Genomic DNA, 14,651 nt, shown 5'->3' on the forward strand with positions numbered 1-14,651 from the left:
ACCTTATCCTTCTCAGTAAAACCTTAACCTGTGATCCGGTTACTCGTCAGCAATGCTTGCCGGCGGCCAGTTTTCCAGGCGCATGCCCAGAGACAGACCACGTGAGGCCAGCACGTCTTTAATCTCGGTAAGAGATTTTTTACCCAGGTTTGGCGTTTTCAGCAACTCAACCTCGGTACGCTGTACCAGATCACCGATGTAGTGGATAGCTTCTGCCTTGAGGCAGTTAGCAGAGCGGACAGTCAATTCCAGATCGTCAACAGGGCGCAGCAAGATCGGATCGAATTCCGGTTTCTCTTCTTTAACTTCCGGCTGACGTACATCACGCAGGTCAACGAAAGCTTCAAGTTGTTCAGCCAGAATGGTGGCCGCACGGCGGATCGCCTCTTCAGGATCGATCGTGCCATTGGTCTCCATCTCGATGACCAGCTTATCCAAGTCAGTACGCTGTTCTACACGCGCAGCTTCAACATTGTAGGCGATACGCTCTACAGGGCTGTAGCAGGCGTCAACCAACAGACGACCGATTGGGCGCTCATCTTCTTCCGAATGAATTCGGGCAGAAGCCGGCACATAACCGCGACCGCGCTGAACTTTGATACGCATGCTGATAGCCGCGTTCTCATCAGTCAGGTGGCAGATCACGTGCTGAGGCTTGACGATTTCGACATCACCATCATGGGTGATGTCGGCAGCGGTCACAGGGCCAATGCCAGATTTATTCAGGGTAAGAATAACTTCGTCTTTGCCTTGAACTCTCACCGCCAGCCCTTTCAGGTTGAGCAGGATCTCCAGGATATCTTCCTGTACGCCTTCTTTGGTGCTGTACTCATGCAGTACACCATCAATCTCAACCTCGGTCACCGCGCAACCCGGCATAGATGAAAGCAGAATACGGCGCAGTGCGTTGCCAAGAGTATGGCCAAAGCCACGCTCTAAAGGCTCAAGGGTCACCTTGGCGTGCGTCGAACTGACTTGCTCGATATCTACCAGGCGCGGTTTTAGAAACTCTGTCACAGAACCCTGCATTGTGTCCTCTCTTTGGTACTAAGCTTTACTTGGAGTAAAGCTCGACGATCAGGTGTTCGTTAATGTCCGCAGACAGATCGGTACGTTCAGGCATACGCTTGAACACGCCTTCCATCTTAGCAGCATCAACTTCCAGCCAAGTCGGCTTTTCACGCTGCTCAGCCAGCTCCAGAGAAGCTTTAACACGAGACTGCTTTTTAGCTTTCTCGCGGATGCTGACTACGTCATTCGGAGATACCTGATAAGAAGCGATGTTAACAACGCGACCGTTTACCATAACTGCTTTGTGGCTAACCAGCTGACGTGACTCTGCACGAGTAGCGCCGAAGCCCATACGGTAAACAACGTTGTCCAGACGACCTTCCAGCAGCTGCAACAGGTTTTCACCGGTGTTGCCCTTCAGGCGGGTTGCTTCTTTGTAATAGTTACGGAATTGACGCTCCAGAATGCCGTACATACGGCGAACTTTCTGCTTCTCACGCAACTGAACACCGTAATCAGACAGACGCGGTTTACGCGCACCGTGCTGACCAGGTGCTTGTTCAATTTTACACTTGGAATCGATCGCGCGAACGCCAGACTTAAGGAACAGGTCTGTGCCCTCACGACGGCTCAGCTTGAGCTTAGGACCCAAATATCTTGCCATTTTCTTTCTCCAACAATCCTAAAAGCTGCGTTACACGCGGCGCTTTTTCGGCGGACGACAACCGTTATGAGGGATCGGAGTCACATCAGTAATATTAGTGATGCGGAAACCAGCCGCGTTCAGAGCGCGGATAGTAGACTCACGACCAGGACCAGGTCCTTTAACCATAACTTCCAGGTTCTTGATACCGTATTCTTTTACTGCGTCAGCACAACGTTCTGCTGCAACCTGTGCTGCGAACGGAGTGGACTTACGAGAACCACGGAAACCGGAACCACCGGCTGTTGCCCAACCCAAAGCATTACCCTGACGATCAGTGATGGTAACGATGGTGTTGTTGAAAGAAGCATGGATATGAGCCACGCCGTCAGAGACTTGCTTTCTTACACGCTTACGTGTACGAACAGGTGCCTTTGCCATTATTCAATAACCCCGATTATTTCTTGATCGGCTTGCGCGGACCCTTACGGGTACGAGCGTTGGTCTTGGTGCGCTGACCGCGTACCGGCAGACCACGACGATGACGCAAACCACGATAGCAACCAAGGTCCATAAGACGCTTGATGCTCAGGGTAATTTCACGACGCAAATCACCCTCAACGGTGTATTTGGCAACTGCATCACGAAGCTTTTCGATTTGCTCTTCAGACAGCTCACTGATCTTAACATTTTCAGCAATACCCGTGGATGCACAGATAGCCTGTGAACGGGTTTTACCGATACCGAAGATCGACGTTAAGGCGATAACGGTATGTTTATGATCAGGAATGTTAATGCCTGCTATACGGGCCACTATGCACTCCTACTATTTTATACAGCAACACCATTCTGAAAAGCCCGTTTTCAGGATACTCAAATAATGTTGCAGTGCGACATACAAAAGATTGGCTGGCTAATCTAGCCAGCTCAACCCAACTTTGCAAGAAAAATATGCGAGATAATCAGCCTTGACGCTGTTTATGCTTCGGCTCGGCGCTGCAAATCACACGAACGACACCGTTACGCTTAACGATTTTGCAGTTACGACATAATTTCTTGACGGAAGCACGAACTTTCATTTTTACTCTCCGTAACTTCTCAAACGAATCTGACTAGCGGTTATAGCCTTTCAGATTTGCTTTCTTCAATGCAGACTCGTACTGACTTGACATCATCAGAGTTTGCACTTGAGCCATAAAGTCCATGATGACGACAACCACGATCAGTAGCGAGGTACCACCAAAGTAGAATGGTACTTTCATTGCATCACGCATGAACTCCGGGATCAGGCAGATGAAAGTAATGTACATCGCGCCCACCAGGGTTAAACGCGTCATTACTTTATCGATATACTTCGCCGTTTGCTCTCCCGGACGAATTCCTGGTACGAAGGCACCGGACTTCTTCAGGTTATCTGCTGTCTCACGCGGGTTGAATACCAACGCCGTGTAGAAGAAACAGAAGAAGATGATTGCAGACGCATAGAGTAACACATAAAGCGGTTGCCCTGGCTGCAAATACAGCGAAATCGTAGTCAGCCAGTTCCAACCGGTACCGCCCCCAAACCATGATGCAATCGTGGCCGGGAACAGAATAATGCTGGAAGCGAAAATCGCCGGGATAACACCCGCCATGTTCACTTTCAACGGTAAGTGTGTACTCTGTGCTGCATAAACACGACGACCTTGTTGACGCTTCGCATAGTTAACGACGATACGACGTTGACCACGCTCGATGAAAACAACGAAGAAGGTTACTGCAAACACCAATACTGCAACCAACAGCAGCAGGAGGAAGTGCAGGTCGCCTTGCCGCGCTTGCTCGATAGTATGGGCCACTGCCGGCGGGAGCCCCGCTACAATACCCGCGAAGATAATGATCGAGATACCGTTGCCGATACCGCGCTCAGTAATCTGCTCACCCAGCCACATCAGGAACATTGTCCCGGTGACCAAGCTCACAACCGCAGTAAAGTAGAATGCAAAGCCTGGGTTTAACACCAGGCCCTGCATACCAGGCATATTCGGCAGACCGGTAGCAATACCGATCGACTGGAATATGGCCAATACCAGCGTACCGTAACGGGTGTACTGACTAATCTTGCGACGGCCAGCCTCCCCTTCTTTCTTGATTTCCGCCAACGCCGGATGAACCACCGTCAGCAGCTGGATAATGATCGACGCCGAAATATACGGCATGATCCCCAGAGCAAAGATAGAAGCACGGCTGAGGGCACCACCAGAGAACATGTTAAACATTTCAATGATAGTGCCTCTCTGCTGCTCAAGCAATTTGGCAAGCACAGTGGCATCGATACCAGGAATCGGAATGAAAGAGCCGATGCGGAAGACAATCAGCGCGCCGATGACAAACAAAAGTCTGCGCTTCAGCTCGCCGAGCCCGCCTTTAGCACTTTGAAAATCTAATCCTGGTTGCTTAGCCATCTGCTACTTATTCCTCAATTTTACCGCCAGCAGCCTCGATAGCAGCACGAGCGCCTTTGGTGACACGCAGACCACGCAGGGTTACCGGACGAGCGACTTCGCCAGAAAGTACAACTTTCGCGAATTCGATCTGGACACCAACTACGTTAGCGGCTTTCAGCGCGTTCAGGTCGATAACATCGCCTTCAACCAGAGCCAGTTCAGACAGACGAACTTCTGCCGTGATCATCGCTTTGCGTGAAGTGAAGCCGAATTTCGGCAGACGACGGTACAGAGGCATCTGACCACCTTCGAAACCACGACGTACGCCACCGCCAGAACGAGACTTCTGACCTTTGTGACCACGGCCGCCGGTTTTACCCAGGCCAGAACCAATACCACGACCTACACGCTTAGGCGCATGCTTGGCACCTTCAGCCGGAGACAGAGTATTTAAACGCATCTGTTACTCCTCAACTTTAACCATGTAGGAAACCAGGTTGACCATACCGCGAACAGCAGGAGTATCCTCGCGCTCTACGGTGTGACCAATACGACGCAGACCCAGACCGAGCAGAGTAGCTTTATGCTTCGGCAGACGGCCAATTGAGCTGCGAGTTTGTGTAACTTTAATAGTCTTAGCCATGGTCAATTACCCCAGAATGTCGGCAACGGATTTACCACGCTTAGCAGCGACCATTTCAGGAGACTTCATATTCGCCAGAGCGTCGATAGTCGCACGAACCACGTTGATCGGGTTGGTGGAACCATAAGCTTTAGCCAATACGTTGTGCACCCCAGCAACTTCGAGAACGGCGCGCATTGCACCGCCCGCGATGATACCGGTACCTTCATGAGCAGGCTGCATGAACACGCGAGAACCCGTGTGAGCGCCCTTAACAGGGTGCTGCAGGGTGCCGCTGTTCAGCGCGACGTTCATCATGTTGCGACGGGCTTTTTCCATCGCTTTCTGGATCGCTGCTGGAACTTCGCGTGCTTTGCCGTAGCCAAAACCAACGCGACCGTTACCATCACCAACTACAGTCAGTGCGGTAAAGCTGAAAATACGGCCACCTTTTACGGTTTTAGATACGCGGTTTACCGCGATCAGCTTTTCCTGCAGTTCGCCAGCTTGTTTTTCGATGTGAGCCATCTTAAACCTCTTCCTTAGAACTGAAGGCCAGCTTCACGGGCAGCATCTGCCAGTGCCTGGACTCGACCATGATATTGGAAACCGGAACGGTCAAAGGATACTTTCGCAATCCCTTTTTCCAACGCGCGCTCAGCCAGAGCTTTACCTACGGCTGCTGCTGCGTCTTTGTTACCGGAATACTTCAGTTGCTCCGCGATAGCTTTTTCTAAAGTAGAAGCGGCTACCAGTACTTCAGAACCGTTTGGAGCAATCACCTGTGCGTAAATGTGACGCGGGGTACGATGTACCACCAGGCGGGTTGCACCCAGCTCTTGGAGCTTGCGGCGTGCGCGGGTCGCACGACGGATACGAGCAGATTTCTTATCCATAGTGTTACCTTACTTCTTCTTAGCCTCTTTGGTACGCACGACTTCGTCGGCGTAACGAACACCCTTGCCTTTGTAAGGCTCAGGACGACGGTAAGCGCGCAGATCTGCTGCTACCTGGCCAATTACCTGCTTATCAGCGCCTTTCAGCACGATTTCAGTTTGGCTTGGGCATTCAGCAGTGATACCTGCCGGCAGCTGGTGATCGATAGGGTGAGAGAAGCCCAGGGCCAAATTCACCACGTTGCCTTTAACGGCAGCACGATAACCAACACCTACCAGTTGAAGCTTCTTGGTGAAGCCTTCGGTAACACCAACAACCATTGCGTTCAGCAGAGCGCGCGTGGTACCCGCTTGGGCCCATGCGTTAGCAAAACCTTCGCGCGGAGCGAAAGTCAGTGCGTTAGCTTCTTGCTTCACTTCAACGGCGTCGTGGATAGTACGAGTCAACTCGCCGTTTTTACCCTTAATCGAAATAACCTGACCGTTGAGTTTTACCTCTACGCCGGCAGGAATGACGACGGGTGCTTTTGCAACACGAGACATTCTTTCCTCCCGAATTAAGCTACGTAGCAGATAATCTCGCCACCAAGACCAGCCTGGCGAGCTGCACGATCGGTCATAACACCTTTAGAGGTAGAAACAACAGCGATACCCAAACCGGCCATAACTTTTGGCAGCTCATCTTTTTTCTTATAGATGCGCAGACCTGGACGGCTGATACGTTGAATGCTTTCTACCACAGCTTTGCCCTGGAAGTACTTCAGTACCAGTTCCAGAACAGGCTTGGCGTCGCCTTCGATTTTGAAATCTTCAATAAAACCTTCTTCCTTCAGCACGTTGGCAATTGCCACTTTCAGCTTGGAGGAAGGCATGGTGACCGCAACTTTGTTCGCGGCTTGACCGTTACGGATACGGGTCAGCATATCCGCGATCGGATCTTGCATGCTCATCTGTCTTTACTCCCGTGATTCAATTGGTAATTACCAGCTAGCCTTTTTCAAGCCTGGTACTTCACCGCGCATAGCGGCTTCACGAAGCTTAATACGGCTCAACCCGAATTTGCCCACATAACCATGTGGACGGCCAGTTTGGCGGCAGCGTTTACGCTGACGAGACGGGCTGGAATCACGCGGCAGAGTTTGCAGCTTGAGAACGGCATTCCAACGATCTTCATCGGATGCGTTCACATCAGAGATAATAGCTTTCAGTTCAGCGCGTTTTGCAAAGAACTTGTCAGCTAATTTCACGCGCTTGACTTCGCGTGCTTTCATTGATTGCTTAGCCATCAGTAACCCTGCCTTACTTGCGGAACGGGAAGTTAAAAGCAGCCAGCAGCGCGCGGCCTTCATCATCAGATTTCGCAGTAGTGGTAATGGTAATATCCAAACCACGAACGCGATCGACTTTGTCGTAGTCGATTTCTGGGAAGATGATTTGCTCACGCACGCCCATGCTGTAGTTGCCACGGCCATCGAATGACTTGGCGGACAGGCCACGGAAGTCACGGATACGTGGAACAGCAATGGAGATCAGACGCTCAAAGAACTCCCACATGCGTTCGCCACGCAGAGTTACTTTACAGCCGATCGGATAGCCCTGACGGATTTTGAAGCCTGCAACGGATTTGCGGGCTTTGGTGATCAACGGTTTTTGACCGGAGATAGCTGCCAGGTCCGCTGCTGCGTTATCCAGCAGTTTCTTGTCAGCAATCGCTTCACCAACACCCATGTTCAGGGTGATCTTCTCGACCCGAGGGACTTGCATGACAGAGTTGTAATCAAACTGAGACATCAGTTGTTTGACTACCTCGTCTTTGTAGTAATCATGCAGTTTCGCCATCGTATTACTCCAAATTACTTGATAGTTTCGCTGTTAGATTTGAAGAAACGGACTTTTTTGCCGTCTTCGAATCTAAAGCCTACACGGTCAGCCTTGCCGGTAGCCGCGTTGAAGATAGCAATGTTAGAAACCTGAATTGCAGCTTCTTTCTCAACAATGCCGCCTGGTTGGTTCAGAGCCGGAACCGGCTTCTGGTGTTTCTTAACCAGGTTGATGCCTTCAACAATGACCTTGCCAGCAGACAGGACATTTTTTACTTTACCGCGCTTACCTTTGTCTTTCCCGGTAATCACGATAACTTCGTCATCACGACGGATCTTCGCTGCCATGTTCGCTCCTTAGAGTACTTCTGGTGCCAGAGAGATAATTTTCATGAACTTCTCATTACGCAGTTCACGAGTTACCGGCCCAAAAATACGCGTACCGATTGGCTGCTCGCTGTTATTGTTCAAAATAACGCATGCATTGCCATCGAAGCGAATGACAGAACCGTCCGGGCGACGTACACCCTTCTTGGTGCGCACCACTACCGCCTTCAGAACATCGCCTTTCTTCACCTTACCGCGAGGAATTGCTTCCTTGATGGTAATTTTGATGATGTCGCCGACGCCTGCGTAGCGACGGTGCGAGCCACCTAGAACCTTGATACACATTACGCGACGTGCACCGGAGTTGTCGGCGACGTTCAGCATAGTCTGTTCTTGGATCATTTTAGTGCTCCGCTAATGTCAACTACTACTTTAAAGACCCAAGTAAAAATTAGGCCGTTGAAAAGCCCCATAACCGAGGGCGCAGCATTATAACACCGCTTACTTGGTATGGGTAGAAAAAATAAACGGCTCATTTTCTGAGCCGTTTATTAAGTGAGAGCCAGCTACTCTATTACAGAATCGCTTTCTCTACAACGCGAACCAACGTCCAGGACTTGGTCTTGGACAGTGGGCGGCATTCGCGGATTTCAACCACGTCGCCGGTACCACATTCGTTGTTCTCGTCATGTACGTGCAGCTTGGTCGTACGTTTGATGAATTTCCCGTAGATTGGGTGCTTCACAGTACGCTCGATAGCAACAACGATGGATTTCTCCATTTTATCGCTAACAACACGACCCTGCAGGGTACGGATAACTTCAGTCATTTACACACCCGCCTTTTGAGTCAGTAAAGTCTTAACGCGTGCGACGTCACGACGCACTTGTTTCAACAGGTGAGTTTGTTGCAGCTGGCCACTGGCCGCCTGCATGCGCAAGTTGAATTGCTCACGCAGCAGGTTGAGCAGCTCGGCATTCAGCTCTTCAACGCTTTTTTCACGCAGCTCTTGTGCTTTCATTACATCACCGTCTTAGTTACAAAGGTGGTTTTGATCGGCAGTTTCGCTGCTGCCAGTTTGAATGCCTCGCGGGCAACCTCTTCTGGCACGCCGTCCATTTCGTACAGGACCTTACCAGGCTGGATCAGGGCAACCCAATACTCCACGTTACCCTTACCTTTACCCATACGCACTTCCAGCGGCTTCTCGGTGATCGGTTTGTCCGGGAATACACGGATCCAGATCTTGCCTTGACGCTTAACTGCACGAGTCATTGCACGACGAGCTGCTTCGATTTGACGAGCAGTCAGACGGCCACGGCCAACAGCTTTCAGACCGAAAGTGCCGAAGCTAACATCCGTACCTTGCGCCAGACCACGGTTGCGGCCCTTGTGCACCTTACGGAATTTTGTACGCTTTGGTTGTAACATCAGCGACTCTCCTTACTTGCGGCCTTTACGCTGCTGCTTTTTAGGTTGAGCAGCCGGTTCCGGTTGTTCAACTGCAGCCATACCACCCAGGATCTCACCTTTGAAGATCCATACCTTAACGCCGATTACACCATAAGTGGTGTGCGCTTCAGATGTGTTGTAGTCGATGTCCGCACGCAGAGTGTGCAATGGAACACGACCTTCGCGGTACCATTCGGTACGTGCGATTTCAGCGCCGCCAAGACGGCCGCTTACTTCAACTTTGATACCTTTAGCGCCAAGACGCATTGCGTTCTGTACTGCACGCTTCATAGCACGACGGAACATAACGCGACGTTCCAGCTGAGAAGTGATGCTGTCAGCAACCAATTTAGCGTCGAGTTCCGGTTTACGGACTTCGGCGATGTTGATCTGTGCAGGAACGCCAGCGATGTCCGCTACGACCTTGCGCAGTTTTTCGACGTCTTCACCTTTCTTGCCGATAACGATGCCTGGGCGAGCAGTGTGAATGGTCACACGGATGCTCTTCGCAGGACGCTCGATAACGATGCGAGAAACGGAAGCTTTCGACAGTTCCTTAGTCAGGAATTGACGAACTTTAAAGTCGCTGTCCAGGTTGTCAGCGAATTCTTTGGTATTCGCATACCAAGTAGAGTTCCAAGGTTTGACAATACCCAGGCGAATACCATTAGGATGTACTTTCTGACCCATTGCTAGTCTCCAGAGTCTCAGCGATCGGACACAACCACAGTAATGTGGCTGGTGCGCTTCAGGATGCGATCTGCACGACCTTTTGCACGCGGCATAATGCGCTTCATGCTTGGGCCTTCGTCTACGAAGATTTTCGTAACTTTCAGATCATCGATGTCAGCGCCATCGTTGTGTTCTGCGTTAGCAATGGCAGACTCCAGCACTTTCTTAACCAGACCAGCAGCTTTCTTGTTGGTGTAGGTCAGAGTTTCCAGAGCTTGCGACACTTTCTTACCGCGAATCAGGTCAGCAACAAGGCGAACCTTCTGAGCAGAAGAACGAGCGTGGCGATGTTTAGCGATAGTTTCCATCTCTTCCTCCTACCTTAGCGCTTTTTAGCTTTTTTATCAGCCGCATGGCCGCGATAAGTACGAGTCGGCGCGAATTCACCCAGTTTGTGACCGACCATTTCATCGGAAACGAACACTGGTACGTGCTGACGACCATTATGGACAGCGATGGTCAAACCGATCATGTTAGGAAAGATCGTTGAACGACGGGACCAAGTGCGCAAAGGCTTCTTGTCACCGCTTTCCACCGCTTTCTCTACCTTCTTCAGCAAGTGCAGGTCAATAAAAGGACCTTTCTTGAGAGAACGTGGCATGGCTTATCCTCTAATTATTTTTTGCTACGGCGACGTACGATGAACTTATCAGTACGCTTGTTGCTACGGGTCTTCTTACCTTTGGTCTGAACGCCCCACGGAGTTACCGGGTGCTTACCAAAGTTACGACCTTCACCACCACCGTGCGGGTGATCTACCGGGTTCATCGCCGTACCGCGAACGGTAGGACGAACACCACGCCAACGTGCAGCACCTGCTTTACCCAGAACGCGAAGCATGTGTTCAGCGTTACCGACTTCACCCAGGGTGGCGCGGCAATCAGCTGGAACTTTACGCATTTCGCCGGAGCGCAGACGCAGAGTTACGTAGGAACCATCACGAGCAACGATCTGAACGTAGGCACCAGCGGAGCGAGCCATCTGGCCGCCTTTGCCTGGTTTCATTTCTACGTTGTGAACCGTTGAACCAACTGGAATGTTGCGCATCGGCAGGGTGTTACCCGCTTTAATTGCAGCATCAACGCCAGATTGAATCTGGTCACCAGCTTTCAGGCCTTTCGGCGCCAGGATGTAACGGCGTTCGCCGTCTTTGTACAGAACCAGCGCGATGTTCGCGGAACGGTTCGGATCGTACTCCAGACGCTCAACCACAGCAGGGATACCGTCTTTGTTGCGCTTGAAGTCAACCAGACGATAATGTTGCTTGTGGCCACCACCGATATGACGGGTGGTGATACGGCCATTGTTGTTACGACCACCGCTTTTGCTCAGTTTTTCCAGCAGCGGGGCATAAGGTTTACCCTTGTGCAGCTCAGGGTTAACCACTTTAACAACGTGGCGACGACCCGGAGATGTAGGTTTACATTTAACAATTGCCATTGTTCTTACTCCTCCGACTTACTCTGCGCCGCCGATGAAGTCCAGATTCTGGCCTTCTTTCAGGGTGACGTAAGCTTTTTTCCAGTCGCTACGACGACCAACACGCTGACCGTGACGTTTCACTTTCCCTTTAACAACCAGGGTGTTCACGTCTTCGACTTCGACTTCAAACAGTTTCTGCACTGCAGCTTTGATTTCTGCTTTGGTCGCGTCTTTGGCAACTTTGAGAACGATGGTGTTGCTTTTTTCCATCGCAGCGGATGCTTTTTCAGATACGTGCGGTGCACGCAGCACTTTCAGCAAACGTTCTTCACGGATCATGCCAGCATCTCCTCAACTTGCTTCACAGCATCAGCAGTCATAACCACTTTGTCGAAGGCGATCAGGCTAACCGGATCGATACCTGCTACATCGCGCACGTCAACCTTGTACAGGTTGCGAGCTGCCAGGAACAGATTCTCATCCAGTTCACCGGTCACGATCAGCACGTCTTCCAGAGCCATATCTTTCAGTTTCTGTGCCAGCAGCTTAGTTTTAGGCGCTTCTACAGAGAACTTCTCGACAACGATCAGACGATCTTGACGTACCAGTTCGGACAGGATGCTTTTCAGCGCGCCGCGGTACATCTTTTTGTTTACTTTCTGACTGTGGTCCTGTGGCTTAGCAGCAAAGGTCACGCCGCCTGAACGCCAGATCGGGCTCTTTACAGAACCTGAACGCGCACGGCCGGTGCCTTTCTGACGCCATGGCTTTTTGCCGGAACCAGTTACTTCAGCACGGGTCTTCTGAGCACGGGTACCTTGACGGGCACCTGCTGCATAAGCAACAACAACCTGGTGTACCAGCGCTTCGTTGAAATCACGACCGAAGGTAGTTTCGGAAACAGTCAGCGCGCTTTGCGCGTCTTTCAATACTAATTCCATTGCTATCCCCTTACGCCTTCACAGCTGGTTTAACGATCAGGTTGCCACCGGTTGCGCCCGGTACAGCACCCTTAACCAGCAGCAGGTTGCGCTCAGCGTCAACACGTACTACGTCCAGGCTCTGAACGGTTACGCGCTCATCACCCAGGTGGCCAGCCATTTTCTTGCCTTTGAACACTTTGCCCGGAGTCTGGTTCTGACCGATAGAACCCGGAACGCGGTGAGACAAGGAGTTACCGTGGGTAGCGTCTTGGGTACGGAAGTTCCAGCGCTTAACAGTGCCAGCAAAACCTTTACCTTTAGAAGTACCGGTAACATCGACTTTTTTAACGTCAGCGAAGATTTCTACGCTAATTTCCTGACCTGCAGCGAATTCTTGACCTTCTTCCAGGCGGAATTCCCACAGACCACGGCCAGCTTCAACGCCAGCTTTAGCGAAATGGCCCGCTTCCGGCTTGGTTACACGGTTAGCTTTTTTGCTACCAGTGGTAACCTGAACGGCACGGTAACCGTCGGTGTCCAGGCTTTTAACCTGAGTCACGCGGTTCGCTTCAATTTCAATTACGGTTACTGGGATAGAAACGCCATCTTCAGTGAAGATACGGGTCATACCCACTTTTTTACCGACTAAACCAATCATTGTTTCAACCTCTCAATCGCTCAATGACCTGATTAACCCAGGCTGATCTGCACGTCTACACCGGCAGCCAGATCCAGACGCATCAGAGCATCAACGGTTTTCTCGGTTGGCTCAACGATGTCAACCAGACGCTTGTGAGTGCGAATCTCGTACTGATCACGCGCGTCTTTGTTGACGTGCGGAGAGATCAGAACGGTAAAGCGCTCTTTGCGAGTTGGCAGCGGGATCGGACCACGGACTTGCGCACCAGTGCGCTTTGCAGTCTCGACGATTTCCGCGGTTGATTGATCGATCAGACGATGATCAAACGCTTTCAGGCGGATACGGATTCTTTGGTTCTGCATGAGACCAGAGCTCCAATTATTTATAAACGTAAATAATTACTCCTCACACCCATTTCGATTGATGGGGGAGTGTAATCGTCAACATATAACCCCCATATCGGGAGTATTGTTCGAAAGGCAAAAAAGGCCTGCCAATCGACTGATTCGCTAAAATCAGGCTTACCAAGATTAGGTAAGCCCGCGCATTATACGCAAAATGGCCCAGGAAGCAAGCCGCAGTTGGAAATATGCTCAGGAAATCGTCATTTTTGCGCGTTCAGTGGCAGTTGGCGTGTTAACACGGTAAACAGGGAATGAATTAGGCTTGGCGGGAACACTCTCCCCTGCCCCGCCGAGAAAACGGCCGCCGGCAGGAGAGACGATGACGAATGGACGGAAGGTTTACTCTTTGCGCTCTAAAATCTGGGCCTGGGCATAGTTCTGAATACCGAGACGGGCAATCAGATCCAGCTCCGTTTCCAGCCAGTCGATATGCTCTTCTTCATCGGCCAGGATATCAATCATCAAATCGCGGCTAACGTAATCGTGGATCGAATCGGCATAGGCGATGCCTTCGCGCAGGTTCTTGGCGCCCGCCAGCTCCAGCGCCAGATCGGAACGCAGCATCTCTTCAATGTCTTCGCCGATATTCAGCTTGCCGAGATCTTGCAGATTCGGTATCCCTTCCAGGAACAGGATACGCTCGATGTAGCGATCGGCATGTTTCATTTCGTCGATCGACTCGTGATATTCCTTGTCGTTGAGGCGCATTAAGCCCCAATTCTTGAACATTCGGGCGTGCAGGAAATATTGATTGATGGCAACCAGCTCGTTGCCAAGCAGTTTATTGAGGTGAGCAATGATCTTTTTATCGCCTTTCATAGGTAACTCCTCCTGGCCAGTCCTAAAAGTGTAGAACCTGTAAGCCAAGAGTCAAAAATAACCTTACCCTTTGTTAGGCAACTTCATGCATTGGGATGATAGTTCCGCGTTCCTCCACCATAATCTGTCTTGCCTGACGAATGCACTTTCCACAATCGGTACCAATCGGCACAAGTTCACGCAGTTGCTTCATGGTATGGGGATTGTGCTGACGCACCGCATTACGGATCGCTTTGTCAGTCACCGCATTACACAGACATACATACATAGAGAGACTCACTTCTTAACCAATGCATTGAGTCTAAATAGGAATGGTTTTTATTTCAATTAAGATTTGTACAAATTGCATAAAAAAAGGGCACCGAAGTGCCCTTTTTTGTGTCGAAAAATTATTCGCGATTAAGCGATAACTTTAGCAACAACACCAGCGCCTACAGTACGGCCGCCTTCACGGATTGCGAAACGCAGACCGTCATCCATCGCGATTGGGTGAATCAGGGTTACAACCATGTTC

At 50.8% G+C, this 14,651-nt stretch carries 29 protein-coding genes and 1 pseudogene; all 30 read right to left on the minus strand.

Annotated features, from left to right (window positions below):
• Positions 1 to 39: 39 nt before the first annotated feature.
• Positions 40 to 1,029 (minus strand): DNA-directed RNA polymerase subunit alpha, encoded by a 990-nt coding sequence (locus ACJ8IP_RS23980; protein ID WP_002919219.1) that lies wholly within the window; start codon positions 1,027 to 1,029, stop codon positions 40 to 42.
• 25 nt (positions 1,030 to 1,054) lie between these two features.
• The gene (gene rpsD / locus ACJ8IP_RS23985) at positions 1,055 to 1,675 is read right to left on the minus strand and encodes a 30S ribosomal protein S4 (RefSeq protein ID WP_004929729.1); all 621 of its coding nucleotides are present in this window, start codon (positions 1,673 to 1,675) and stop codon (positions 1,055 to 1,057) included.
• 30 nt (positions 1,676 to 1,705) lie between these two features.
• Positions 1,706 to 2,095, minus strand: coding sequence for a 30S ribosomal protein S11 (gene rpsK, locus ACJ8IP_RS23990; RefSeq protein ID WP_004929731.1), 390 nt, complete (start codon positions 2,093 to 2,095; stop codon positions 1,706 to 1,708).
• 16 nt (positions 2,096 to 2,111) lie between these two features.
• Positions 2,112 to 2,468, minus strand: a complete 357-nt coding sequence (gene rpsM / locus ACJ8IP_RS23995; RefSeq protein WP_004929734.1) for a 30S ribosomal protein S13 — start codon at positions 2,466 to 2,468, stop codon at positions 2,112 to 2,114.
• Positions 2,469 to 2,616: 148 nt separating this feature from the next.
• Positions 2,617 to 2,733: a 50S ribosomal protein L36 gene (rpmJ, locus tag ACJ8IP_RS24000; protein ID WP_002227352.1), complete on the minus strand. Its 117-nt coding sequence runs from the start codon at positions 2,731 to 2,733 to the stop codon at positions 2,617 to 2,619.
• Between the two features lie 33 nt (positions 2,734 to 2,766).
• Positions 2,767 to 4,098 (minus strand): preprotein translocase subunit SecY, encoded by a 1,332-nt coding sequence (secY, locus tag ACJ8IP_RS24005; RefSeq protein ID WP_004929740.1) that lies wholly within the window; start codon positions 4,096 to 4,098, stop codon positions 2,767 to 2,769.
• Between the two features lie 7 nt (positions 4,099 to 4,105).
• Positions 4,106 to 4,540 (minus strand): 50S ribosomal protein L15, encoded by a 435-nt coding sequence (rplO, locus tag ACJ8IP_RS24010; RefSeq protein ID WP_004929742.1) that lies wholly within the window; start codon positions 4,538 to 4,540, stop codon positions 4,106 to 4,108.
• Between the two features lie 3 nt (positions 4,541 to 4,543).
• Positions 4,544 to 4,723, minus strand: a complete 180-nt coding sequence (rpmD, locus tag ACJ8IP_RS24015; protein ID WP_048232028.1) for a 50S ribosomal protein L30 — start codon at positions 4,721 to 4,723, stop codon at positions 4,544 to 4,546.
• A gap of 6 nt (positions 4,724 to 4,729) precedes the next feature.
• A complete protein-coding gene (rpsE, locus tag ACJ8IP_RS24020; RefSeq protein ID WP_004929747.1) occupies positions 4,730 to 5,230 on the minus strand; it encodes a 30S ribosomal protein S5 in 501 nt (166 codons plus the stop codon).
• Positions 5,231 to 5,244: 14 nt separating this feature from the next.
• Positions 5,245 to 5,598 (minus strand): 50S ribosomal protein L18, encoded by a 354-nt coding sequence (gene rplR / locus ACJ8IP_RS24025; protein ID WP_004929748.1) that lies wholly within the window; start codon positions 5,596 to 5,598, stop codon positions 5,245 to 5,247.
• 9 nt (positions 5,599 to 5,607) lie between these two features.
• Positions 5,608 to 6,141, minus strand: a complete 534-nt coding sequence (gene rplF / locus ACJ8IP_RS24030) for a 50S ribosomal protein L6 (protein ID WP_004929751.1) — start codon at positions 6,139 to 6,141, stop codon at positions 5,608 to 5,610.
• 14 nt (positions 6,142 to 6,155) lie between these two features.
• A complete protein-coding gene (rpsH, locus tag ACJ8IP_RS24035; RefSeq protein WP_004929753.1) occupies positions 6,156 to 6,548 on the minus strand; it encodes a 30S ribosomal protein S8 in 393 nt (130 codons plus the stop codon).
• Between the two features lie 30 nt (positions 6,549 to 6,578).
• Entirely contained in the window at positions 6,579 to 6,884 is a 306-nt protein-coding gene (gene rpsN / locus ACJ8IP_RS24040) for a 30S ribosomal protein S14 (protein ID WP_004929754.1), read from the minus strand.
• Positions 6,885 to 6,897: 13 nt separating this feature from the next.
• On the minus strand, positions 6,898 to 7,437 hold the full coding sequence (gene rplE, locus ACJ8IP_RS24045; RefSeq protein WP_004929756.1) for a 50S ribosomal protein L5: 540 nt from the start codon (positions 7,435 to 7,437) through the stop codon (positions 6,898 to 6,900).
• 14 nt (positions 7,438 to 7,451) lie between these two features.
• Positions 7,452 to 7,766: a 50S ribosomal protein L24 gene (gene rplX / locus ACJ8IP_RS24050; RefSeq protein WP_004929758.1), complete on the minus strand. Its 315-nt coding sequence runs from the start codon at positions 7,764 to 7,766 to the stop codon at positions 7,452 to 7,454.
• Between the two features lie 9 nt (positions 7,767 to 7,775).
• The gene (gene rplN, locus ACJ8IP_RS24055; protein ID WP_000613954.1) at positions 7,776 to 8,147 is read right to left on the minus strand and encodes a 50S ribosomal protein L14; all 372 of its coding nucleotides are present in this window, start codon (positions 8,145 to 8,147) and stop codon (positions 7,776 to 7,778) included.
• A 172-nt stretch (positions 8,148 to 8,319) separates the two neighbouring features.
• Positions 8,320 to 8,574, minus strand: coding sequence for a 30S ribosomal protein S17 (gene rpsQ, locus ACJ8IP_RS24060; protein WP_004929760.1), 255 nt, complete (start codon positions 8,572 to 8,574; stop codon positions 8,320 to 8,322).
• Positions 8,575 to 8,766: a 50S ribosomal protein L29 gene (gene rpmC, locus ACJ8IP_RS24065; RefSeq protein WP_004929762.1), complete on the minus strand. Its 192-nt coding sequence runs from the start codon at positions 8,764 to 8,766 to the stop codon at positions 8,575 to 8,577.
• Positions 8,766 to 9,176: a 50S ribosomal protein L16 gene (gene rplP / locus ACJ8IP_RS24070; RefSeq protein WP_004929764.1), complete on the minus strand. Its 411-nt coding sequence runs from the start codon at positions 9,174 to 9,176 to the stop codon at positions 8,766 to 8,768. Before rplP ends, rpmC begins: the two co-directional genes overlap by 1 nt.
• A 12-nt stretch (positions 9,177 to 9,188) precedes the next feature.
• Positions 9,189 to 9,887 (minus strand): 30S ribosomal protein S3, encoded by a 699-nt coding sequence (gene rpsC / locus ACJ8IP_RS24075; RefSeq protein ID WP_004929766.1) that lies wholly within the window; start codon positions 9,885 to 9,887, stop codon positions 9,189 to 9,191.
• A 17-nt stretch (positions 9,888 to 9,904) separates the two neighbouring features.
• Positions 9,905 to 10,237, minus strand: a complete 333-nt coding sequence (rplV, locus tag ACJ8IP_RS24080) for a 50S ribosomal protein L22 (protein ID WP_002223844.1) — start codon at positions 10,235 to 10,237, stop codon at positions 9,905 to 9,907.
• Positions 10,238 to 10,251: 14 nt separating this feature from the next.
• Positions 10,252 to 10,530, minus strand: a complete 279-nt coding sequence (rpsS, locus tag ACJ8IP_RS24085) for a 30S ribosomal protein S19 (RefSeq protein ID WP_004929772.1) — start codon at positions 10,528 to 10,530, stop codon at positions 10,252 to 10,254.
• Positions 10,531 to 10,544: 14 nt separating this feature from the next.
• Positions 10,545 to 11,369 (minus strand): 50S ribosomal protein L2, encoded by an 825-nt coding sequence (rplB, locus tag ACJ8IP_RS24090; protein ID WP_004929775.1) that lies wholly within the window; start codon positions 11,367 to 11,369, stop codon positions 10,545 to 10,547.
• An 18-nt stretch (positions 11,370 to 11,387) separates the two neighbouring features.
• Positions 11,388 to 11,690, minus strand: coding sequence for a 50S ribosomal protein L23 (rplW, locus tag ACJ8IP_RS24095; protein ID WP_004951179.1), 303 nt, complete (start codon positions 11,688 to 11,690; stop codon positions 11,388 to 11,390).
• A complete protein-coding gene (gene rplD, locus ACJ8IP_RS24100) occupies positions 11,687 to 12,292 on the minus strand; it encodes a 50S ribosomal protein L4 (protein ID WP_004929779.1) in 606 nt (201 codons plus the stop codon). Before rplD ends, rplW begins: the two co-directional genes overlap by 4 nt.
• Before the next feature lie 10 nt (positions 12,293 to 12,302).
• The gene (rplC, locus tag ACJ8IP_RS24105) at positions 12,303 to 12,932 is read right to left on the minus strand and encodes a 50S ribosomal protein L3 (RefSeq protein WP_015379265.1); all 630 of its coding nucleotides are present in this window, start codon (positions 12,930 to 12,932) and stop codon (positions 12,303 to 12,305) included.
• A gap of 32 nt (positions 12,933 to 12,964) precedes the next feature.
• Positions 12,965 to 13,276 (minus strand): 30S ribosomal protein S10, encoded by a 312-nt coding sequence (gene rpsJ, locus ACJ8IP_RS24110; RefSeq protein ID WP_001181005.1) that lies wholly within the window; start codon positions 13,274 to 13,276, stop codon positions 12,965 to 12,967.
• 381 nt (positions 13,277 to 13,657) lie between these two features.
• Entirely contained in the window at positions 13,658 to 14,137 is a 480-nt protein-coding gene (gene bfr, locus ACJ8IP_RS24115) for a bacterioferritin (protein WP_004929784.1), read from the minus strand.
• Positions 14,138 to 14,210: 73 nt separating this feature from the next.
• Positions 14,211 to 14,405: a bacterioferritin-associated ferredoxin gene (gene bfd / locus ACJ8IP_RS24120; protein ID WP_015379266.1), complete on the minus strand. Its 195-nt coding sequence runs from the start codon at positions 14,403 to 14,405 to the stop codon at positions 14,211 to 14,213.
• 131 nt (positions 14,406 to 14,536) lie between these two features.
• A pseudogene (locus tag ACJ8IP_RS24125) lies at positions 14,537 to 14,651 on the minus strand (EF-Tu/IF-2/RF-3 family GTPase); the annotation flags it as partial.

It is taken from the genome of Serratia sp. CY52157 (assembly GCF_052168495.1).
Classification (GTDB): domain Bacteria; phylum Pseudomonadota; class Gammaproteobacteria; order Enterobacterales; family Enterobacteriaceae; genus Serratia; species Serratia ureilytica.